The sequence below is a fragment of the Aeromonas sp. MTB genome (assembly GCF_056632455.1).
Genome location: NZ_CP147026.1, coordinates 4,457,501 through 4,479,263, shown reverse-complemented (window position 1 = coordinate 4,479,263; position 21,763 = coordinate 4,457,501). Strand labels below are relative to the sequence as shown.

Here is a 21,763-nt window from a genome sequence, read left to right as displayed (position 1 = left end):
GGTTACTGCTCCGGACGCAGATCCTGATAACGGGCGGCGGTGATGAACTGGCCGAAGGTTTCACACCAGACGATCACGCTGCTGAAGCGGGCCGGATCGATCGTGGCGGGCAGCGGCACGATAAAGTTGTCGAAGGTCTTCACCGGCCCGACTCGCACCATCTGATCCTTGAGGCGGGCAAAATCGGCTTCGGTCTCGACAAACTCGGGGGAGAGGTAGAGCTGGTAGTCCGGCCCGGGGGCCAGCTTGCCCATCAAGCTGACGGCATCCGGCCCTATGCTCACCTTGCCTTCCCCCCAGTGCAGCCGATCGCTGTCTTTCAGATCCCGGCGAAAGGTGCCGTGGAATCTCGCTTGCTGCTGGCTGGCCGCTACCTGCTCGGTATCAGGTGCGGGTGGCGCGATCAGGATCGGCAGGGTGTAGACTCCGGCGGCAAAGCCTGCCGCCGCGACCAGCAGATGGGTGCCCAGCAGCAGGGCCATGGTTTTGCGTTTCATGATATCTCGGTCGTTGATGAACAGGTGCCAGCATCATAGCAGTGGTGCTGGCTAAACCGCTTGTCATCCAGCGCTATGGAGCCGGATGTTTGCGCAGCCGCGGTTGATATGGCTTAGAGGCTGGCGAAATCCACCTCGGGCAGGGTTTCGAAGCCGGGGCCATGATGGATTCGACAATGACCAATCAGTACCAAGTTGCATACTCCGCAGGCCTGTAGGTTCGCTTAGTGCAGCGAAATCGGACTCGCTAGGGGGGGGGGCTCGGCTGTTTCAGTGAGTAAGTTGCGGCCAGCCGGAGGGGGGAAATCGGGGATAGCTGTAGAGGAAAGAGCGATATACAACAAGTTAGATCTTCAGCTAATCAATGGCTATGGGTTGGCAAGAGGGATATGTCATAGCCCCGAGAGTATTTTCCTCTCGGGGCGTGATATCCAGAAGAGCATGCTATAAAAGCAAAAAGCCTCAGGAATTGACCACCAAATTACTGTTCGGTTAATTGCAGTGTCGCCATAATTGGCAAATGATCGCTGACGGTTGGCCAATTGATACCAGCATAAACACCAGTCTTGGCTGGAATGGTGACATTTTTGATATTCCAGCGCTGCGCATTGCTGGTAAAAATGTAATCAACCCCGATTTCAGGATTATTTGCAGGCCATGTACGATGCTCCCGATTTAGTGGGGTGATCGAGTTCCAGTATTTTGTGACTTCCTTGATGCTGGTGGTTTCTGGCGTGTCATTAAAATCACCCATGAGCACTTTTATGCCACGAATTTCAATTGTCCGGTCATTAAGCTCCTGGATTTGGCCAATCCGTATTTCTGGATTCTCCTTGGTATCCAGATGGGTGTTGATTGCGGTAATAGTGGCCGGGAAGCCCGGCACGGAAACTTCGGTGATCAGCGCTATTCGTTGTTCTCTGTTACCGGATGGCAGTTGTACAATTTCTTTGGTTTTGATCGGATATTTTGACAAGAATGCCAAACCATATTTACCACCATCAAAGTCAATTGCTGCACCAAACACACCGTTCATGCCGGTGAGTTTTTTTAATTCAGCCAAGTGATCGATATTACCACTGCGCTTTGTTAGTTGATCAACTTCCTGCAATGCAACAATATCAGCTGAACTAGCCTTTATTGCTGCTGCAATAGAGCTGATATTTGACACTTTTGCCGCACCAATATTGAACGTGGCAACAGTGATGGATGGGCCTTTATTTTGTGCAAACACCTTGTTGGGTAACCCGTTCATGGCGCTGGCCACTTCACGGCTGTTCTGGTTGTTGTTGGCTCGCCCATCCTGAGCATTGGCACAGAGTGGAAGTGTTAGCGCCCCAATGAAAAAAAGACTGTATAGTTTGTTCATAAATATCTCTATAGAAAATGCTGTCTTTTGCGTTATTTTTTTATCGGAAAAGGAATGGTTTTATGGAGGTTTTTATATTCAACCTCTGATTTTTATACACTAAGTTTTCGATGAGAATTAACCAAGTTGTTTTTGCTGTTATTGTGATGCAGCCCACTATTCAGGAGTTTCAACTGCCCCATTATTAAACAGGTATTTATAAAGAAAATAATAGCAGTGTGAATGGTGCCAGCCATAGTTGATCGGCGTCAGGCAGACATACCACAAGCTACCACTTTCTGTAGGTGCGATTAGCTCAGCGTAATCGGACGAACGAGAAGCTTTGATTGCGGTTGTTGCCGTGCAACAGCGTCGGCCAGCCGGAGGGGAAAATTCGGCTGGCTGTGATAGCGGGAGATCCTATTTACGCTAACGTCCGATTACGCCTGACGGCTAATCGAACCTACGGGCTACCATTTTGTATCGAAAAGTGAATAGTTTTTAATATATTTTGTTTGATACTCCAACTCAGGAAATAATGACGCCTCATAGATCCCACAGAAGGAAAGCTCTTTTAATATTTTGTCTTTGAATTTTTTAGGTATAACAAAAGAGCGAGACATTTTATCAAACTCATCATTTATCTTAATGTATTGTCTGTTCGCTAGTATTTTTCCAGTGTGACAGGTGAAACAGCCTTGTTGGGTTATTAGTCTTTTATTTAAACGTTTAGGTGAATACATGAAGCCTGCATGTTTTATTCTGTAGTTTGTACCACCACGAAGCTCATTGAAAATTAAATCGAAGCCTACATTTATGGGCTGTCCGCGGAAGTTACCTTGAGGTGTCAATAGCTGCTCAAGTGGCTTGTTATTTATTGCTATCTGATTTCGAATGAAGCTAATGTTACGTTCATCTATTATATTGAAAACTTTAATGAAAAGTTCTCTTAAATCATCAGCATCATTGAATAATATCAATTCTCTTGTTAGTATTTCGCCGAAATTAAAGTTGTAATAATCAAAGGAATATATATCCTCTATGTAATCTGGTAAGAAGAATAGTCGCCCATCGATATCTTTATCTCCAGAACAAGCAAAATATAGAGCAACTAATACGTTTTCTGTCCAATCAAGAAGTCTTGTTGGTAATCCGTAATGTTGTGCATATGTCAAAAGCTCTAATGTATCGGTGTGGCGTTCTCTAGCTTCTGGATGAATTCTAACAAATTCACTGATTAGTTTATTTTCATCATAGTAATTACCATTGACGGGGCGGAATAGACTTGGGATAAGCTTATGACTTGAGTTAGAGTGCCCCCTAAACCACCAATTTTTAGAGTTGTGTGATTTTTCTGAAGTCGCTAGCCATATTGCGTCTGCAACACATTTAATTTCAATCGGATTGGTTTGGTTATTTATTTTCATACATTCCCATATAAAATAATGAGTTGAGAAAAATACTACTATAGTCTTTTATTCATATCAAAAATTTTAATTAAATATGTGATGTAACTTTAATTTTATTAATTATGACATTAGATTATTTTGTGTCCTTCTAAAAGGAAGTTGTGGATTTTACTTTATTTTCAGTCATATTGCCGTTATTCATATATGCCGATAAGAACTTACACACCCTATTTCGTGTATCCATATAATAAAAAACGGCGCCTTAACGGCGCCGTTTTATATATCACTCAACCCAACCCAAATCACTGCAGCAGGGAGATATCCGCGACTTGCAGGAACAGGTTGCGCAGGTTGTTCAGCAGCGCCAGACGGTTGGCCTTGAGGGCTTCGTCGTCGGCCATCACCATCACTTCGTTGAAGAAGGTGTCGACCGGCTCGCGCAGGGCGGCCAGACGGGTGAGGGCAGCCTGATAGTCACCGGCGGCGAACAGCGGGGCCAGTTCGGCTTGCAGTTCGGCAACCTGGGTAGCCAGCGCCTTCTCGGCGGCATCGACCAGCAGTTCCGGTTTGACGGCAGTCGGCAATTCGCCTTCGACCTTGGCCAGAATGTTGCTCACGCGCTTGTTGGCTGCAGCCAGTGCCAGTGCGGCATCCAGGGTGCGGAAGTGGCTGACGGCCTTGACGCGACGATCGAAGTCGAGCGGACGGGTCGGGCGGCGGGCCAGTACGGCCAGCACCACGTCGGCACCGATGCCTTCGTCCTGATAGGCGGCGCGGAAGCGGCCCAGCATAAAGTCGACCACGTCGGTAACGACGGTTTTGTTGGTCAGCTTGTCGCCGTAGACGCGTACCGCTTCTTCAACCAGTTCAACCAGATCCAGATCCAGCTGCTTCTCGGTCATGATGCGCAGGGCACCGATGGCGGCGCGACGCAGGGCGAACGGGTCTTTATCACCCTTCGGCAGCATGCCGATGCCGAAGATACCGGCCAGGGTGTCGAACTTGTCGGCCAGCGCGACGGCGCAGGCAACCAGACCAGACGGCAGGGCATCACCGGCAAAGCGCGGCATGTACTGCTCGTTGAGGGCCACGGCCACCGCTTCGTCTTCGCCATCGTGACGGGCGTAGTGCATCCCCATGACACCCTGGGTGTCGGTGAACTCGCCGACCATGTTGGTCATCAGGTCACACTTGGAGAGCAGACCGGCACGCTTGGCCTGAGCTACGTCGGCGCCGATACGCTCGGCGATAAAGCCGGCAACGGTCTCGATGCGCTCGACCTTGGCCTTGACGGTGCCCAGCTGTTGCTGGAACAGCACGGTTTCAAGGCGCGGCAGGCGAGAGGCCAGGGTCTGCTTGAGGTCGGTCTTGAAGAAGAATTCGGCGTCAGAGAGACGGGGGCGAACCACCTTCTCGTTGCCGCTGATGATCTGGCTCGGGTCTTTGGACTCGATGTTGGTGACGAAGATGAACTTCGGCAGCAGCTTGCCGTTCTTGTCGTAGACCGGGAAGTACTTCTGGTCACCCTTCATGGTGTGAACCAGCGCTTCAGCCGGCACGGCCAGGAACTTCTCTTCGAAGTTGGCGGTCAGCACCACAGGCCACTCGACCAGTGCGGTCACTTCTTCCAGCAGGGCGTCGTCCAGATCGGCTACGCCACCGAAGGCGGCAGCGGCCGCTTCGACGTCAGCCTTGATCTTGGCCTTGCGCGCCATGAAGTCGGCAATCACCATGCCGCGCTCCTGCAGGATCTGCGGGTACTGGCTGGCGTTGTCGATGGTGAATTCGCTCTCGCCCATAAAGCGGTGGCCGCGAAGGGTGCGGGCAGAGTCGATACCCAGAATATGGGCGGGAACCAGCTCGCCATCCAGCAGCAGGGTCACGGTGAAGACCGGACGCACGAACTGGATGGTCTTGTCGCCCCAGCGCATCATTTTCGGGATGGGCAGCTTGGCCAGCGCCTGGCTAACCAGCTCGCCCAGCAGATCGACGGCCGGACGGCCTTCGACCTTGGCGGTGTGAACCAGCCACTCACCCTTGTCGGTGACCAGACGCTCGGCTTGCTCAACGGTGATGCCGTTGCCACGGGCCCAGCCTTCGGCAGCCTTGGTCGGCTTGCCTTCGGCATCGAACGCCTGAGCCACGGCCGGGCCGCGCTTCTCGACGCTCTTGCTCGGCTGTTCGCCAGCCAGCTGGCTTACCTTCAGCGCCAGACGGCGCGGTGAAGCAAACCACTCGACGTCGCCGAAGGCCAGATCGGCCTTGGTCAGTTCGGCTTTGAAGTTGTCGGCAAAGGCTTCGGCCAGGGAGCGCAGGGCTTTGGGCGGCAGCTCAGCAGTACCGATCTCTACCAGAAATGTATGTTGTGCCATGTCCGTTCCTTAACCTTGCTTGTTCTCACTGCGCTGACACATCGGGAAGCCCAGCGCTTCGCGGGAGGCGTAGTATGCCTCTGCCACGGCCTTGGTCAGGGTGCGAATGCGCAGGATATAGCGCTGACGCTCGGTGACCGAGATGGCCTTGCGGGCATCCAGCAGGTTGAAGGAGTGAGCGGCTTTGAGGATGCGCTCGTAGGCAGGCAGCGGCAGCGGTTTTTCCAGTGCCAGCAGATTCTGGGCTTCCTTCTCGTACTGCTCGAAGCAGTGGAACAGGAACTCCACATCGGCGTGTTCGAAGTTGTAGGTGGATTGCTCCACTTCGTTCTGGTGGAACACGTCGCCGTAGGTGGTCTTGCCCAGCGGGCCGTCAGACCAGACCAGATCGTAGACGCTGTCCACGCCCTGAATGTACATGGCCAGACGCTCGAGACCGTAGGTGATCTCGCCAGTGACCGGCTTGCACTCGAGGCCGCCAACTTGCTGGAAGTAGGTGAACTGGGTCACTTCCATGCCGTTCAGCCACACTTCCCAACCCAGACCCCAGGCACCCAGGGTCGGGTTTTCCCAGTTGTCTTCCACGAAGCGGATGTCGTGGATTTCAGGGTCCATGCCCAGCTCTTTCAGGGAGCCCAGATAGAGTTCCTGAATGTTGTCGGGGGAAGGCTTGATGATCACCTGGAACTGGTAGTAGTGCTGCAGGCGGTTCGGGTTTTCACCGTAGCGGCCGTCAGTCGGACGGCGGGACGGTTGCACGTAAGCGCAGGCGATGGGCTCCGGGCCCAGGGCACGCAGACAGGTCATGGGGTGGGAGGTACCGGCACCCACTTCCATATCCAGCGGCTGAATGATGGTACAGCCCTGGCGGGACCAATAGTCCTGCAGCTGCAGGATCAGGCCCTGAAAGGTTTTGACATCGAATTTTTGCATAATTTTTTTCGCGCGAAGTGAAAATCAGAGCAAGATTTGCTGAATGTGAACCGAGGGAGTATACCGTCTGGCATGGTCGGATAATAGGCGAAATTGCAGCGGATTCGCGGGATGGTGCTGCGCTGTGGCTGGTCGGGCTGGATGTCCGGTATATGATGTGAGCAGTGCCGCCTGCAGAGTGGGCAGGGTCGGGCAAACCGCTGAAATAACGAGGGAGAGGAAATGGAACTGCGCTGCGCCTGGGTGACCAAAGACCCGGAATACATTGAATACCATGACAAACAGTGGGGCAGGCCGGTCTACGACGCCCGCGAGCTGTTTGCCAAGCTCTGCCTCGACGGCCAGCAGGCGGGGCTGTCGTGGATCACCATCCTCAAGCGCACCGAAAGCTATTACCGCGCCTATGCCGACTTTGATCCGGTGCAGATTGCCCGCTTCGACGAGCAGGATGTAGAGCGGTTGATGCAGGACACCGGCATCATCCGCAACCGGCTCAAGGTGCAGTCGATCATCAGAAATGCCCGCGCTTATCTGGCGTTGCAGGAGCAGGGGATCGACTTCGCCGACTACCTGTGGGGTTTTGTCGGCGGCGCCCCCATCGTCAACCAGCGGCAGGGCAACGGCGATATTCCGGCGACCTCGCCGGAGTCGGATGCCATGTCGAAAGCGCTCAAGAAGCTCGGCTTCAACTTCGTCGGCAGCACCATCTGTTACGCCTTTATGCAGGCGGTGGGGATGGTGAACGATCATCTGGTCAGTTGTCCTTGCCACGCCGAGTGTCAGTTACCGCGCTGACGACCCGCCGATTGGACAAAAAAACACCACTCTCGCCATCTGTTCAGGCTTGCGTCAGACAATGGCGTGCCAGCGCGTTACAATCCGGCCCCCGGCATGGTGCCGGATTGTTTTCACAGAGGTTTTTTCATGCGAGCCAAGATCCTGGTGCCTGCTCTGGCACTGACCGTTGCCCTGAGCGGCTGTACCACCAACCCCTACACAGGTGAATCCCAGACCTCCAAAGGTGCCTGGGGCGCGCTGGCTGGCGCCGCTGCCGGTGCGGCCGTAGGTGCGCTCTCTTCCAGCAAGGGTGACCGCAAGAAGGGCATCCTGACCGGCGTTGCTGCCGGCGCGGCGCTGGGTGGCGGTATCGGCTACTACATGGACGTGCAGGAAGCCAAGCTGCGCGAGAAGCTGCAGGGCACCGGCGTCAGCGTGACCCGCAATGGCAATGAGCTGATCCTCAACATGCCGAACAACGTGACCTTCGACAGCTCCAGCTCCCAGCTGAAAGCGGCCGGTGCCAACACCCTCTCCGGCGTGGCCATGGTCGTTGCCGAGTTCGACAAGACCCGCCTGAACGTGGTCGGTCACACCGACAGTACCGGTTCCCGCGATCTGAACATGAAGCTCTCCCGCGATCGTGCCGATGCCGTTGCCGCCCAGCTGATTGGTCAGGGCGTAGCAGGTAGCCGCATCTCCACCACCGGCGTGGGCCCGGATCAGCCGGTTGCTACCAACAGCACCGCCGCTGGCAAAGCCCAGAACCGCCGCGTGACCATTACCCTGACCCCGACCGCCTAAGTCGTTCAGGTTTCGGTAACGAAAAGGCCCCGCCAGTGATGGCGGGGCCTTTCTATTGGCGCCGTGGCGAGCAATGACGCCTTGTTGTTTGCTCCCTTCTCCCCTCGTGGGAGAAGGGGTGGGGATGAGGGGGATAAGCGCCTCTTAGACAGCCGCTGTCAGCTGCACTTCCACCTTGTAGCCTTCGTGGGCGAGGCGGGCTTGTACACAGGCGCGCACGGGGGCGGTGCCAGCCGGAATCCAGGCATCCCACTGCTCGTTGAAGGCTGCGATGTCACCAATGTCTTTGAGATAGATATTGGCCATCAGGATCTTGTCTACGCCGGAGCCGTTGGCTTCCAGCAGGCGCTGCAGGCTTGCCAGCACTTCGCGGGTCTGCTGGTGGATGTCGGCCTCTTCGCTGACGGGCACTTCCACCACGTAGAGGGTGCCATTGTGGATGACCACGTCTGACCAACGCTGGGTGGTGCCGATTCGGGTAATGGTTGTCATGGAGTGCTCCGGTACGGGGGCTTATTGACCCTTGCGGATCAGATAGCGGTAGGGGGCCTGCTCTGTCTCGCTGGCGACCAGGGTGTGATCCATAAAGCGGCAGAAACTGGGGATGTCGCGGGTGGTTGAAGGATCGTCGGCGCTGACCAGCAGGGTCTCGCCATCCGCCATCAGCCGCACTTTCTTGCGAACCATCATAACGGGTTCCGGGCAACGAAGCCCGATTGCGTCCAACTCGTGAGTTGCGCCGCAGAATAAATCACTCATCTATTATCAACCTTCAACCTATTCGGCTGCCAATGATACTCAGGGCTAAAAAATAATCAAACAAACGACCCATTCACCAGCATATGTAACCGAAATGTTATTCGACCCTATCCAGCTTGCGCTGGACGAGTAATATAAAAATTGAACCATATTCAACAAGGAGGTGAATATGCAGGTCTCCTACGGCAGATTACAAGCCTATGCAGGCATGGGGTTCTTGTCCTTCGCCATGATAGTGATGGGCAGCCCGATCGGGAATACCGGTACCTGGTTCGGCTCCATGGTGATGGTCGGGTTGGGGCTCTGGATCGAGCTCAGCGATTACTATGACGAGGATGAGGACGAGAACGATCAATCCTGAATCGGATGACGATTCAACAACAAAGGCGGAGCAATTCCGCCTTTGTCATTTCTGCCGTTTGGCAATGTGCCCGGATTAGCGGGTCGAGCGCATCGCCCGCTCCAGATGCAGCGCCGTCTGCTCCGGGTTGGCCTTGGGGTCGTTGAAGAAGTTGCTCAGCACATCGAGGATCGCCTGCCGCATATTGGTCGGCGTCGCCATCCCTTCCGCCATGCTGGGCAGCAGGTTGTCCTGCTTTTCCGCCAGCAGGAAGTCCTGATAGGAACGGACGGCGCAGCGGTCGAACTTGCTCATGTCGGGATTGGTCAGCGCCGGAATAGACCCCTTCACCCGATTGAACTCCTCCTGGAATTTTGGCGTCATCAGCAGCTGGGCCAGATCCCCCTGCGCCTGCAGCTGGGCCGGATCCCGCTGTTTGAACATGGCGATGGAGTCGAGGTTGTAGCTGAACAGTCCGGCGCTGCCCGGGCTTGGCAGACAGGCGATATCCTCACCCGGTCGGTAGTTGCCCGCACTCAGTTCCCCCTTCACCCAGTCCCCCATCAACTGCATAGCGGCGCCACCGCTCTCCAGCAGATTGGTGGCCTGATGCCACTTCAGACCGGCGTATTTTTGCGGCACATAGGCGCGCAGCTGCTGGAAGCGGGTCAGCACCCGCACCATGTCGGGGCCGGTCAGGGTGGCGCTGTCCTGTTCGAGGAACGCCTTGCGATAGAATTCTTTTCCGCCCTCACCGAGTGCCACTGTTTCAAACAACACCGCCAGCTGCCAGGGCTCGTTGCCAATGGCGAGCGGGGTGATGCCCCGTTTTTTAAGCTGGTCGGCGACGGTGACAAACTGGGCCCAGTCGGTGGGCGGAGTCAGCTTGTTGCGCTCGAAGATCTTGCGGTTGAGCCACAGCCAGTTGACCCGGTGGATGCCGGTGGGCACCGCCATCAGGGCGCCATTCTGGCTGAGGGTGGCACGCACCATGGGCGGCATCTGACTGTACCAGCCGAGGTGTTCGGCCATCGGGCTGAGATCGCGCAAAAAGCCGAGTCCGGCCCACTCCTTGAGCTCATAGCCCTTGAGGTGGGCCGCTTCGGGCGGGTTGGCCGCCAGTGCCCGGCTCTTCAATACCGTCATGGCACTCTTGCCGCCGCCGCCCTGTACCGCAAAGTCGTTCCACTGGTTGCCCTGTTTGGTCCACTCGGATTTGAGCACTTCGACCGCTTTCGCTTCGCCGCCGGATGTCCACCAGTGCAGCACCTCCACTTGGGAGGCGGCAACGGGAGCAGAGAGCAGGGCGATAACAGAAAAAGACAACCACTTCATAAGGTTACTGCCTTGGTAGGGAGAGCGTGGCCTGCAGGCCACCTTGCGGACGATTTTCCAGCACCAGATCGCCGCCGTGGGCGTGGGCGATGTTGCGGGCGATGCCAAGGCCGAGGCCGGTGCCGGCTTGATCGGTACTGAGCCGGTAATAGGGCTCGAAGATACGCTCGAACTGATCGTCCGGCAGGCCGGGGCCCTCATCCATGATAAAGAGGATCAGCATCTCCTCGTCATCCATGATGATGATGCGCACCTTCTGGCCGTACTTGATGCCGTTGTCCACCAGATTGCCGATGCAGCGCTTGAGCGCCAGCAGCTTGCCGCGATAGGGCCACTTGCAGTGGCCTTCGATGGTCAGCCGCTCGTCGTGCAGGTTCATCGACTCCGCCATCTGTTCAAGCAGGGCGTTGATGTCGATATCCTCGATATTCTCGTGAATGTCGGTCTCTTTGACCGTCTGCAACGCCCCTTTCACCATCAGCTCCAGTTCGTCGAGATCCTTGTTGAACTTGGCGATTTGCACCTCGTCGTCGAGCAGTTCGACCCGCAGCCGCAGTCGGGTGATAGGGGTCTTGAGATCGTGGGAGATGGAGCTGAACAGCCGTTCCCGATCATCGATATAACGGCGAATGCGGTGCTGCATGATGTTGAAGGCGCGGGTGGCCGCCACGATTTCCGACGCCCCTTCCTCTTTGAGCGAAGGCTGGTCGATATCCTTGCCCAGATTGACCGCCGCCTTGGCGAGACGGCGCAGCGGGCGGGTCTGCCAGCGCACCAGCATAAAGGTGAAGAAGCAGAGGAACACCGTCATCAGGGCGATGAAACGCACCTGGTTGCTCGGCATCACGGTATCGTCGAGGGTCATGTAGGGGGCGGGCAGCAGGGCTGCCAGATAGAGCCACTCCCCCTTTTCAATCTCGATCTGGGTCACCAGCACCGGCGGATTGAGCGGCTCCAGCGACAGGGTGTAGCGGGCCCAGGAGGAGGGGAGATCCGCCAGCAGGGTGTCGTTATTGAAGACGTGGAGGTCATCGGGTCGGGAGAAGTCCACCTTGATCGCCATGGCGTCGGAGAGCTTGCGGGTCAGCACTCCCTGCACCTCCTCCAGCACCTGCGTCTTGCGTTCGCTGTCGGGGATGGCGTTGATGTGGATTTCCTCTTCGTTGAGCGAGACGAAGAAGCGGCTGCCCCCCATGTTGCGCAGTTGGTCCAGCGCGATATGGCGATACTGCAGCGGCAGGGATTTGAAGAAGTTGACGGTGGAAGCGGCAGACATGGCGAGGTTGCGGGTGGTGCTGAGCATCCCCTCCAGCTCCCGCTTCTGGATCTGCTGCATCCAGATGCCGGTCAGAATGGTCTGGGAGAGCAGGATGGCCAGCAACAGCAGCAGGATCATCCGTGACAACAGGGAGCGGGGTACCAGCGCCCCCCAGGACCACTTGTTGCTCATGGCAGTTCGTGTACCTCGGCAATCAGCATGTAGCCGCTGCCGCGGATGGTCTTGATGATGCGCGGGCTCTTGCCGTTGTCGCCCAGCTTCTGGCGCAGACGGCTGATCTGTACGTCGATACCGCGCTCCATCGGCAGGCTTTCGCGGCCGCGGGTGGCATCCGAGATGGTGTCCCGATCCAGCACCACGCCGGGCTGTTGCAGGAACATGCCGAGCAGCATGGCATCGCTGCCGGAGAGATCCAGCAGGCTGCCATCATCATGGGTCAGCTGGTGGCTCAGGGTGTCGAGGGTCCACTCGGCGAAACGCAGGCGGCGGCTTGGTTCTTTCTCTTTTTCCGGCTGGCGGAATTCGGCGCGGCGCAGCAGTGCCTTGATGCGGGCCTGCAGTTCACGGGGGCTGAACGGCTTGGCGATATAGTCGTCGGCACCGAGTTCCAGGCCGATCACCCGATCCGCTTCGTCGGAGGCGGCGGTCAGCATGATGATGGGCACCTGGGAGTCACGACGGATCTGCTGGCAGAGGGTAAAACCGTCCTCGCCGGGCATCATGATGTCCAGAATAATCAGGTCCGGGCTGTGCTGGGCGAGTTGCTGACGCATCTCGTTGCCCTCCGCCGCCGTCAATACCTGAAAGCCCGCCCGGGTCAGGTACTCATTGAGCAGCTCGCGGATCTCTTGGTCGTCATCGACGATCAGCAGTTGTTTGCTCATTGACATATGTATGTGCATCCACCCATTTTTTTGTGCAGATTGAACCTGTCGGGGGAGTAAAAAGCAAGCAAGCCCCCTATCTAATGTGAGGTTTAAGGCAATAACAGCCTATTGATAAGATTAAAACGAAAAAAGGCCGACCCAAACGGGACGGCCAACAGACAGCTTCTGACCACTGACGAGCACCCCGTGTGGCGATCGTCACAGACTTGAAAAGGGGCCAGTCAGACTGGCCCCGAAAAGGGACAACTCTCAGTAGTGCATCCCGTCGATCCGGCTGGTTATCACACCCGTTCAAACACGGTGGCGATGCCCTGGCCCAGACCGATACACATGGTGGCAACCCCCAGGGTGGCATCCTTCTCCTCCATCAGATTGATGAGGGTGGTGGAGATGCGGGCGCCGGAGCAGCCGAGCGGGTGGCCCAGCGCAATGGCGCCACCGTTCAGGTTTACCTTCTCGTCTACCAGATCCTGCAGACCCAGATCCTTCACGCAAGGCAGGGACTGGGCGGCAAACGCCTCGTTCAGCTCGAACAGGTCGATATCACCGACAGTCAGACCGGCACGCTTGAGCGCCTTCTGGGTGGCCGGCACCGGGCCGTAACCCATGATGGCGGCGTCACAGCCGGCGATGGCCATGGCACGTACCTTGGCGCGCGGCGTGAGGCCGAGGGCCTTGGCGCGATCCGCGCTCATCACCAGCATGGCGGCGGCGCCATCGGACAGGGCCGAGGAGCTGCCAGCGGTGACGGTGCCGTTGACCGGGTCAAACACCGGGCGCAGTTGGCTCAGGGTTTCGACCGTGGTCTCCGGGCGGATCACCTCGTCATAGTCGTAGAAGAAGCGGGCGCCGCTGGCGTCGTGGCCTTCTAGCCCGACGATCTCCTTGGCAAAGCGCCCTTCCACGGTTGCGGCGTGGGCGCGGCGGTGGGAGCGGGCGGCAAACTCGTCCTGCTGCTGGCGGCTGATGCCGTGCAGCTTGCCGAGCATCTCGGCGGTCAACCCCATCATGCCGGAGGCTTTCGCCACCGACTTGGCCATGCCGGGGTGGAAGTCAACGCCGTGGCTCATCGGCACGTGGCCCATGTGCTCGACGCCGCCGATGATGAAGATATCCCCATCACCCACCTGAATGGCGCGGGAGGCGTCGTGCAGCGCCTGCATGGAGGAGCCACACAGGCGGTTGACGGTAACCGCCCCTACCTGCTTCGGAATACCGGCCAGCAGCGCGGCGTTGCGGGCGATGTTGAAGCCCTGCTCCAGGGTCTGCTGTACGCAGCCCCAGTAGATATCCTCGATCTCGTTCGGGTCGAGATTGGGGTTGCGCAGCAGGATGGATTTCATCAGGTGCGCGGACAGATCTTCTGCACGCACGTTGCGGAAGGCGCCGCCCTTGGACCGGCCCATCGGGGTCCGGATACAGTCGACAATGACTACGTCTTTCATGAATGGATCTCCTTTCCGCAATCAGTAGAAGGTTTTGCCCTGGGCGGCCATCTCGCGTAAGCGGTCGCTGACGCGGTAGAGCGGGCCCAAGTCGGCATACTGGTCGGCCATGGCCACGTACCGATCCAGACCAATGGTGTCCAGATAGCGGAACACGCCGCCGCGGAAGGGAGGGAAGCCCAGACCGTAGACCAGTGCGATGTCGGCTTCAGCTGGCGTGGCGACTATGCCCTCTTCCAGACAGAGCACCACCTCGTTGATCATCGGGATCATCATGCGAGCGATGATGGCTTCCTTGTCGAAATCCTGTTTCGGCTTGGCGATGGGGGCCAGCAGCTCGTAAGCAGTGGCATCGGCCACCTTCTTCGGCTTGCCCTTCTTGTCCTGCTCGTAGGCGTAGAAGCCCTTGCCGTTCTTCTGACCGAAGCGGTTCACTTCGTACATCACGTCGATGGCGGTGCGACCTTCCTTGCTCATGCGCGCCGGGAAGCCCTGCGCCATCACGTCACCGGCATGGTGACCGGTGTCGATGCCGACCACATCAAGCAGGTAGGCGGGGCCCATGGGCCAGCCGAACTCCTTCTCCATTACCTTGTCGACGGCGGCGAAGTCGGCGCCATCGGCGACCAGCTTGTTGAAGCCGAAGAAGTAGGGGAACAGCACGCGGTTGACGAAGAAGCCCGGGCAGTCGTTGACCACAACCGGGGACTTGCCCATGGCGGCGGCATAGGCCACCACGCGGTTGATGGTTTCATCGGAGGTCTGCTCGCCGCGGATGATCTCCACCAGTGGCATGCGGTGCACCGGGTTGAAGAAGTGCATGCCGCAGAAGTTCTGCGGGCGCTTCAGCCCTTTGGCCAGCAGGGAGATTGGGATAGTGGAGGTGTTGCTGGCGAGCACGGCGTCTTCGCCAATGATCCCTTCCACTTCGCCCAGTACGGCGGCTTTCACCTTGGGATTCTCGACCACGGCTTCGACCACCACATCCACATGCTTGACGTTGTCATAGCTGAGGGTCGGAGTGATGGCAGAGAGCACCTGGCCCATCTTGATGCCGTCGATGCGGCCCTTTTCGAGCTGGCCGTTGAGCAGCTTGGTGGCTTCACCCATGCCAAGTGCTAGCGCCTTCTCGTTGATGTCTTTCATCACCGCCGGAATGCCCTTGCTGGCAGACTGGTAGGCGATGCCGCCACCCATGATGCCGGCACCCAATACGGCGGCGTGGCCAGTGGCCTTGCTCGCCTGTTTGGCCGCCTTCTTGGCCAGCGCCTTGATGTGCTGATCGTTCAGGAAAATCCCGACCAGCGCCTTGGCCACGTCGGTCTTGGCCAGCTTGATAAAGCCCTGTGCCTCGGCGGCCAGCGCTTCGTCACGGCCCATACCTGCGGCGGCTTCGACGGTTTTCACCGCAGTCATAGGCGCCGGATAGTGTTTGCCCGCCACGGCGGCAACCATGCCGGCGGCGGTGGTGAAGCTCATCATGGCTTCCAGTTTGGAGAGGCGCAGCGGCGCTTTTTTGGCGGCGCGACGGCTCTGCCAGTCCAGCTTGCCCGCGATGGCGTCCTTGATCATCTGCAGCGCAGCGCTCTGCAGTGCATCCGGGGCGACCACGGCGTCGATGGCACCCACCTTGAGGGCGTCATCGGCACGGTAATCCTTACCGGTGGTGATCCACTCAAGCGCGTTGTCAGCGCCGATCACCCGCGGCAGACGGACGGTGCCGCCAAAGCCCGGCATGATGCCGAGTTTGGTCTCGGGCAGGCCAATCTTGGCGCTGGTGTCAGCCAGACGGAAGTCGGTGGAGAGAATGGTCTCGCAGCCGCCGCCCAAGGCGTGGCCCTTGATGGCGGAGAGGGTCGGAACCGGCAGATCTTCGATGGCATTGAAGATGTCGTTGGCCTTTTTCAGCCAGCCGAGCAGATCTTCTTGCGGCAGATCGAACAGTTCCAGGAATTCGGTAATGTCGGCACCGACGATAAAGGCGTCTTTGCCGGAGGTGAGGATCAGACCTTTTAGTTCACGTTCTTGTTGTAATGCGGCGATCGCTTCGCTCAGGGAGAGCAGGGTAGCGCGATCCAGCTTGTTGACTGAACCCGGGGCATCAAACCTCAGCTCGGCAATGCCGTTTTCGAGGTAGCTGACCGACAGGGTTTCGCCTTGGTAGATCATGAGAGTGTCTCCTTGTTCCCACTCAGTGGGGAGTGGTGCTCCTTAATCCCCAGCAGGGGGCGAGGCTCACTATTGATCCAAAAGGAGACATTTTCAACACCTATTTAAAACATTTGTTTAACAGTTATCGGGTAAAAGCTCCTCATCACAAAACGGGCAAAAGAGAGGCGCCTTGCGGCGCCTCGGATGAATGTGAGTTTGTTATCAACTGGCCAGTTCCGGCCGGTTTCGATACTGGTTAAGCACCTCGGGATCGGCGAGGGCGTGGGTATTGTTGACCGGTCTGTTGTGCACCACTTCGCGCACCGCCAGTTCGACGATCTTGCCGGACTTGGTGCGGGGGATGGCATCCACCTGCAGGATGCGGGCCGGCACGTGGCGGGCGGTGCAGTGCTGCTTTATTTGCTGGCGGATCCGCTCGCGCAGCGGCTCATCCAGCTTGCAGCCCGCCTTGAGCTTGACGAACAGCACCACCCGCTCGTCCTGCTGCCACTGCTGGCCGATGACGATGCTCTCTTCCACTTCGTCGAGCTGTTCGACGTAGCGATAGATCTCGCTGGTGCCGATGCGCACTCCCCCTGGATTGAGTGTGGCGTCGGAGCGGCCGTAGAATAGAATACCGCCGGTCGGGGTCAGCTCGATCCAGTCGCCGTGGCACCAGATGTTGTCGAACCGCTCGAAGTAGGCTGCGTGGTACTTGTCGCCATTCTCGTCGCCCCAGAAGTAGATGGGCTGGGCCGGGAACGGCTTGGTGCAGACCAGCTCGCCCTTCTCCCCCTGCACCGGCTGGCCCGCTTCGTTGAATACCTGCACCGCGAGACCGAGGCCGCGCCCCTGACTCTCGCCGCGATAGACAGGGCTGAGCGGGTTGCCGATGACGAAGCAGGAGCAGATATCGGTGCCGCCTGAGATGGAGCTGAGCTGCACATCCTGCTTGATCTGCTGGTAGACGTAGTCAAATCCCTCCGGCGACAGCACAGAGCCGGTGCTGCAGATCAGCCGCAAGTGCGGCAAGTCGTGGCTCTTGATGGGGGCATAACCCTGCTTGTGCAGTGCATCGAGATACTTGGCCGAGGTGCCGAACAAGCTGACCTGCTCGTCGCGGGCCAGATCCCACAGCACGTTGCCATCCGGGTAAAACGGCGAGCCGTCATAGAGCACCAGGGTGGCGCCGGAGGCGAGGGCGCTCACCAGCCAGTTCCACATCATCCAGCCGCAGGTGGTGAAGTAGAAGATCCGCTCCCCCGGTTTGATGTCGCAGTGCAGCTGGTGCTCTTTCAGATGTTGCAGCAGGGTGCCGCCGATGCCGTGCACGATGCACTTGGGTTTGCCGGTGGTTCCGGAGGAGTAGAGGATATAGAGCGGATCGTTGAAGGCCATCGGCTCGAACTGGAGGCCGGCGTCCGGCTGGCTCGCCAGCAGTTGTTGCCAGTCGTGACCAAGCTGCAGCGGGTTGCCGAGCAGGGGGATCATCACCGTCTGCTCTATGCTGTCGATCTGGCTGACGACCCTTGCCACTTTGTCCTGAATATCAATGGCCTTGCCGTTGTAGCGATAGCCATCCACCGCAAACAGCACCCGCGGCCGGGTCTGGCCGAAGCGCTCTACCACGCTGGCTTCGCCAAAGTCGGGGCTGGTGGAGGTCCAGATCGCCCCAATGCTGGTGGTTGCCAGCATGGCAACCACGGTTTCCGGAATATTGGGCAGGTAGGCGGCGACCACATCGCCACGACCAATCCCCTGATGACGCAGCCACTGAGCCAGCCGGGCAACCTGTTCCCCCAGTTCACCCCAGCTAAGAGTACGGCTTGGGCTCCCTTCGATGCGGGAGATGATGGCCGGGCTCTCGTCCTGACGGCGCAGCAGGTTTTCGGCGAAGTTGAGGCGGCTGTCGGGGAACCAGCGAGTGCGCTGCATATCCTGACGGTTCTCCGCCACTATGTTGCCGAGCTCGCCTTTGACGCCGCAGTGCTGCCATACCAGCGGCCAGAAACGGGTGGTCTTCTCCACCGACCATTGATAAAGCTGCGGGTAGTTCTGCAACTGCAAGCCGTGGAAACGGTTTACCTCCGCCATAAAACGGTAGAGGTTGGATTGCTGCATCCCGAGCGGATCCGGTTGCCACAGGCAGAGGTTGTCCATGAGTAATCCCTGACTTCATGTATCTACCGGCAGTGTATTGAATTGTTTTTGATTTGTTAATGATTGGTTTTCTGTTGATAACAAACACGTTTGTAACGTATGCGTTACCTCACGAAGCGGCAGCTTGACGGGTCGAGCCGCCAAGCGCTTGATGTTATGCTGCAATCACATTCACCTCGGAGCAGGACGCCATGAGCAGCTACAGCCAACTTTTTGCCCAGCACCTCGATACCTTGCAGCAGCGCACCCGCGACATTCTGCAACAACAGGGGCTCAGCGGACTGGCCATCCACTCCGGCCAGACTCACCGCATCTTCCTCGATGATCAGGATTACCCGTTCAAGGTAAACCCGCACTTCAAGGCCTGGTTGCCGGTACTGGACAATCCCCACTGCTGGCTGCTGGTGGACGGGGTGAACAAGCCGGTATTGCTGTTCTACCGCCCGGTGGATTTCTGGCACAAGGTAGCGGATCTGCCCAATGCCTTCTGGGTCGAGTTCTTTGATATCCGTTTCCTGACCCGGCCGGAACAGGTGGCCGACCATCTGCCAGCCAACAAGCAGGAGTGGGCCTATCTTGGTGGCCATCTGGAAGTGGCCGAGCTGCTTGGTCTGACCCAGCCCAATCCGGAGGCGGTGCTCAACTACCTGCACTATCACCGCGCCTACAAGACCCCCTACGAGCTGGAGTGTCTGCGCGAGGCGAACCGGATCGGGGTTCGCGGCCATATCGCCGCCAAGGACTCTTTTATGGCGGGGGCGAGCGAGTTCGAGATTAATCTGGCCTACATGAAGGCGGTCGGGCAGGGAGCCAATGAGGCGCCCTACGGCAATATCGTCGCTATCAACCGCAATGCGGCCATCCTTCACTACACCCATTTGTCCGCCGTGCGGGTGCCCGATGCGGAACGTCACTCCTTCCTGATCGATGCCGGCGTCGATTTTCACGGTTATGCCTCCGACATCACCCGTACCTGGGCGTGGCGGCGCGGCGAGTTTGCCGATCTGATTGCTGCCCTCGACGAGCAGCAGCAGGAGATCATCAAGGAGATCAAGCCGGGTCGCCGCTACAGCGAGCTGCATCTGCAGATGCACCACAAGCTGGCGCGCCTGCTGCAAGCGACCGAGCTGGTGGATATGTCGGTAGACGAGATGATCAACACCGGGGTGACCAACGTCTTCTTCCCTCACGGCCTCGGCCACTTCCTCGGTTTGCAGGTGCACGATGCGGGCGGTTTCATGCAGGATGAGCGCGGCACCCACTTGGCGGCGCCCGAGCTGTTCCCCTATCTGCGCTGTACCCGGGTGATGGAGGTGGGTCAGGTGTTCACCATCGAGCCGGGCCTCTACTTCATCGACAGTTTGCTGGAGCCGCTGCGTCAGGGCGAACAGGGCAAACGGGTCAACTGGAACAAGGTGGAGGCGCTGCGTCCGTTCGGCGGCATCCGCATCGAAGACAACGTGGTGCTGCACGCCAACGGGGTGGAGAACATGACCAGACAAGCAGGGCTCTGATGGCGGCAGCGTACTCCATTCCGGCTGCCCCGCTGGAGTTGACCGAAGAGATAAAGAAGAGTCGCTTCATTACCCTGATCGCCCACACCCCGACCGTCGAGGCGGCCAAGGGGTGGGTCAACGAGATCAAGCGCCAACATCCGGCCGCTCGCCACCACTGCTGGGCCTTTGTGGCGGGCGCGCCGCAAGATAGTCAGGTTTATGGCTTCAGCGATGACGGCGAACCTTCCGGTACTGCGGGCAAACCGATCCTGGCCCAGCTGATGGGTTCGGGGATCGGTGAAATCTGTGCCGTGGTGGTGCGTTACTACGGCGGCATCCAGCTTGGCACCGGTGGGCTGGTCAAAGCCTATGGAGGCGGCGTCGGTGCCGCCCTCAAGCAACTGCCCACCCTGCTCAAGGTGCCACGCACTCCCTCTCTCATTCACTGCGATTACGGTGACATGGGGACGGTCGAGTCGCTGATCAGTAGCCATAATGGCGAATTGCTGGCGGCCGATTACGGTCAGCAGGTCACCTTGCAGGTGGCCTGGGAGTCCTCGGTTTGGGCTCAGGTGGACCGTGAATTGACCGACCGGACTCATGGGCGGGTATCCCTCAGCCCCTTAGATGGCTAGAATCCATCGCTCTTTAATTGGGGAAAGGGAGCTGTAATGCACATTCTGAGCATTATTCGCATTGTTGGCCTGCTGGTTGCGCTGTTCAGCTCGACCATGCTGTTGCCTGCACTGGTGGCCTTTGGCTATCGGGATGGTGGTGGTGCCGAGTTCGTCAGCTCTTTTCTGATCGCCCTGCTGCTCGGCGTGGTGCTCTGGTTTCCCAATCGCTATCACAAGAAGGAGATGCGCTCGAAAGAGGGCTTTCTGATTGTGGTGTTGTTCTGGACCGTGTTGGGCAGTGTGGGGGCTGTGCCCTTCATCATGAGCGATGTGCCGGATATGTCGGTCTCGGAGGCCTTCTTCGAATCTTTTTCCGGCCTGACCACCACTGGCGCAACGGTACTGACCGGGCTCGATAACCTGCCCAAGGCGTTTCTGTTCTATCGCCAGTTGCTGCAGTGGCTGGGGGGGATGGGGATCATCGTACTGGCGGTGGCCATTCTGCCACTGCTGGGTATCGGGGGCATGCAGCTCTATCGCGCCGAGATCCCGGGGCCGGTGAAGGATACCAAGGTGACGCCGCGCATCGCCGAAACAGCCAAGGCGCTCTGGTTCATCTATCTGCTGCTCACCGCACTCTGTGCGCTGGCCTACTGGCTCGCCGGAATGACGCTGTTCGATGCGGTGTGCCATTCGTTCTCGACTCTGTCGGTCGGTGGCTTCTCCACTCACGATGCCAGCATCGGTTTCTTCAACAGTCCGGTCATCAACCTGATTACCGTGGTGTTCCTGCTGCTGGCTAGCGTGAACTTTGCGCTCCACTTTACCGTTTTCTCTCACCGTCCGGTGCGGCTCGGGCGCTACCTCTATGATTCGGAGCTCAAGGTGTTCCTGGCCATTCAGGCGACCCTGGTGATGATCTGCTTTGTCGCCTTGCTGACCCACGGACACTACGCCACTTGGCAAGAGGCGCTCAACCACGGTCTTTTCCAGGCGGTCTCTCTGGGGACCACCACCGGCTACAGCACCACGACCTATGCAGATTGGCCCTCGTTCCTGCCCATGTTGCTGATGTTCTCCGCCTTTATCGGCTGTTGCGCGGGCAGTACTGGGGGCGGTATCAAGGTGATGCGTTTTATGATCCTGTTCATGCA

19 protein-coding genes (1 of these 19 only partly in view) are annotated in these 21,763 nt (G+C 58.0%); 6 read left to right on the top strand and 13 right to left on the bottom strand.

Annotated features, from left to right (window positions below; all coding sequences use genetic code 11):
- Positions 1-2 precede the first annotated feature (2 nt).
- From WBR25_RS20550 to glyQ, 5 genes are all read right to left on the bottom strand, one after another.
- Positions 3-497, bottom strand: coding sequence for a DM13 domain-containing protein (locus tag WBR25_RS20550; RefSeq protein WP_150998327.1), 495 nt, complete (start codon positions 495-497; stop codon positions 3-5).
- 481 nt (positions 498-978) lie between these two features.
- Positions 979-1,866, bottom strand: coding sequence for an endonuclease/exonuclease/phosphatase family protein (locus WBR25_RS20545; RefSeq protein ID WP_005357351.1), 888 nt, complete (start codon positions 1,864-1,866; stop codon positions 979-981).
- 449 nt (positions 1,867-2,315) lie between these two features.
- Positions 2,316-3,272 (bottom strand): FRG domain-containing protein, encoded by a 957-nt coding sequence (locus WBR25_RS20540; protein ID WP_479749105.1) that lies wholly within the window; start codon positions 3,270-3,272, stop codon positions 2,316-2,318.
- A 284-nt stretch (positions 3,273-3,556) separates the two neighbouring features.
- A complete protein-coding gene (gene glyS / locus WBR25_RS20535; RefSeq protein WP_479749104.1) occupies positions 3,557-5,626 on the bottom strand; it encodes a glycine--tRNA ligase subunit beta in 2,070 nt (689 codons plus the stop codon).
- Positions 5,627-5,635: 9 nt separating this feature from the next.
- Positions 5,636-6,559, bottom strand: a complete 924-nt coding sequence (glyQ, locus tag WBR25_RS20530) for a glycine--tRNA ligase subunit alpha (protein WP_005339464.1) — start codon at positions 6,557-6,559, stop codon at positions 5,636-5,638.
- 222 nt (positions 6,560-6,781) lie between these two features.
- On the opposite strand from glyQ, the gene WBR25_RS20525 reads away from it, so the two are divergent.
- Together WBR25_RS20525 and WBR25_RS20520 are read left to right on the top strand one after the other, a co-directional pair.
- Positions 6,782-7,354, top strand: a complete 573-nt coding sequence (locus WBR25_RS20525) for a DNA-3-methyladenine glycosylase I (RefSeq protein ID WP_107683489.1) — start codon at positions 6,782-6,784, stop codon at positions 7,352-7,354.
- A 129-nt stretch (positions 7,355-7,483) separates the two neighbouring features.
- Complete coding sequence (locus WBR25_RS20520; RefSeq protein ID WP_005339468.1) at positions 7,484-8,140, top strand: OmpA family lipoprotein; 657 nt, start codon at positions 7,484-7,486, stop codon at positions 8,138-8,140.
- A 144-nt stretch (positions 8,141-8,284) separates the two neighbouring features.
- Here the strand turns inward: WBR25_RS20520 and WBR25_RS20515 are convergent, their stop codons facing one another.
- A complete protein-coding gene (locus WBR25_RS20515) occupies positions 8,285-8,632 on the bottom strand; it encodes a RidA family protein (protein WP_021229265.1) in 348 nt (115 codons plus the stop codon).
- A gap of 21 nt (positions 8,633-8,653) precedes the next feature.
- On the bottom strand, positions 8,654-8,899 hold the full coding sequence (gene tusA, locus WBR25_RS20510; RefSeq protein WP_005339470.1) for a sulfurtransferase TusA: 246 nt from the start codon (positions 8,897-8,899) through the stop codon (positions 8,654-8,656).
- Between the two features lie 169 nt (positions 8,900-9,068).
- Between tusA and WBR25_RS20505 the strand changes: the two genes are divergently transcribed.
- The gene (locus WBR25_RS20505) at positions 9,069-9,260 is read left to right on the top strand and encodes a hypothetical protein (protein WP_005339471.1); all 192 of its coding nucleotides are present in this window, start codon (positions 9,069-9,071) and stop codon (positions 9,258-9,260) included.
- Between the two features lie 75 nt (positions 9,261-9,335).
- Here the strand turns inward: WBR25_RS20505 and WBR25_RS20500 are convergent, their stop codons facing one another.
- From WBR25_RS20500 to WBR25_RS20475, 6 genes are all read right to left on the bottom strand, one after another.
- Positions 9,336-10,574, bottom strand: coding sequence for an ABC transporter substrate-binding protein (locus tag WBR25_RS20500; RefSeq protein ID WP_216949862.1), 1,239 nt, complete (start codon positions 10,572-10,574; stop codon positions 9,336-9,338).
- 4 nt (positions 10,575-10,578) lie between these two features.
- Positions 10,579-12,024, bottom strand: a complete 1,446-nt coding sequence (locus tag WBR25_RS20495) for an ATP-binding protein (protein ID WP_199765756.1) — start codon at positions 12,022-12,024, stop codon at positions 10,579-10,581.
- Positions 12,021-12,743 (bottom strand): response regulator, encoded by a 723-nt coding sequence (locus WBR25_RS20490; RefSeq protein ID WP_005339475.1) that lies wholly within the window; start codon positions 12,741-12,743, stop codon positions 12,021-12,023. The genes WBR25_RS20495 and WBR25_RS20490 overlap by 4 nt, the downstream gene beginning before the upstream one ends.
- Before the next feature lie 278 nt (positions 12,744-13,021).
- The gene (gene fadA, locus WBR25_RS20485) at positions 13,022-14,185 is read right to left on the bottom strand and encodes an acetyl-CoA C-acyltransferase FadA (protein ID WP_005342451.1); all 1,164 of its coding nucleotides are present in this window, start codon (positions 14,183-14,185) and stop codon (positions 13,022-13,024) included.
- Positions 14,186-14,206: 21 nt separating this feature from the next.
- Positions 14,207-16,354, bottom strand: a complete 2,148-nt coding sequence (fadB, locus tag WBR25_RS20480; protein ID WP_479749099.1) for a fatty acid oxidation complex subunit alpha FadB — start codon at positions 16,352-16,354, stop codon at positions 14,207-14,209.
- A 204-nt stretch (positions 16,355-16,558) separates the two neighbouring features.
- Positions 16,559-18,496 carry an acetoacetate--CoA ligase gene (locus tag WBR25_RS20475; RefSeq protein WP_429147970.1) on the bottom strand — a complete coding sequence of 646 codons (1,938 nt, stop codon included), beginning with the start codon at positions 18,494-18,496 and terminating at the stop codon, positions 16,559-16,561.
- Between the two features lie 191 nt (positions 18,497-18,687).
- Here WBR25_RS20475 and pepQ point away from each other — a divergent pair, with 191 nt between their 5' ends.
- The 3 genes in view from pepQ to WBR25_RS20460 are tightly spaced (at most 36 nt apart) and all read left to right on the top strand, a layout consistent with a single transcriptional unit that may run on beyond the window.
- On the top strand, positions 18,688-20,010 hold the full coding sequence (pepQ, locus tag WBR25_RS20470) for a Xaa-Pro dipeptidase (RefSeq protein ID WP_129504971.1): 1,323 nt from the start codon (positions 18,688-18,690) through the stop codon (positions 20,008-20,010).
- Positions 20,010-20,627 (top strand): YigZ family protein, encoded by a 618-nt coding sequence (locus WBR25_RS20465; protein WP_043825947.1) that lies wholly within the window; start codon positions 20,010-20,012, stop codon positions 20,625-20,627. The genes pepQ and WBR25_RS20465 overlap by 1 nt, the downstream gene beginning before the upstream one ends.
- A 36-nt stretch (positions 20,628-20,663) precedes the next feature.
- A protein-coding gene (locus WBR25_RS20460) for a TrkH family potassium uptake protein (protein ID WP_005339482.1) crosses the window boundary here: on the top strand, positions 20,664-21,763 show its 5' portion. It continues 358 nt past the right edge of the window; 1,100 of the gene's 1,458 nt are visible here — the first part of the coding sequence; its start codon is at positions 20,664-20,666; the stop codon falls past the right edge of the window.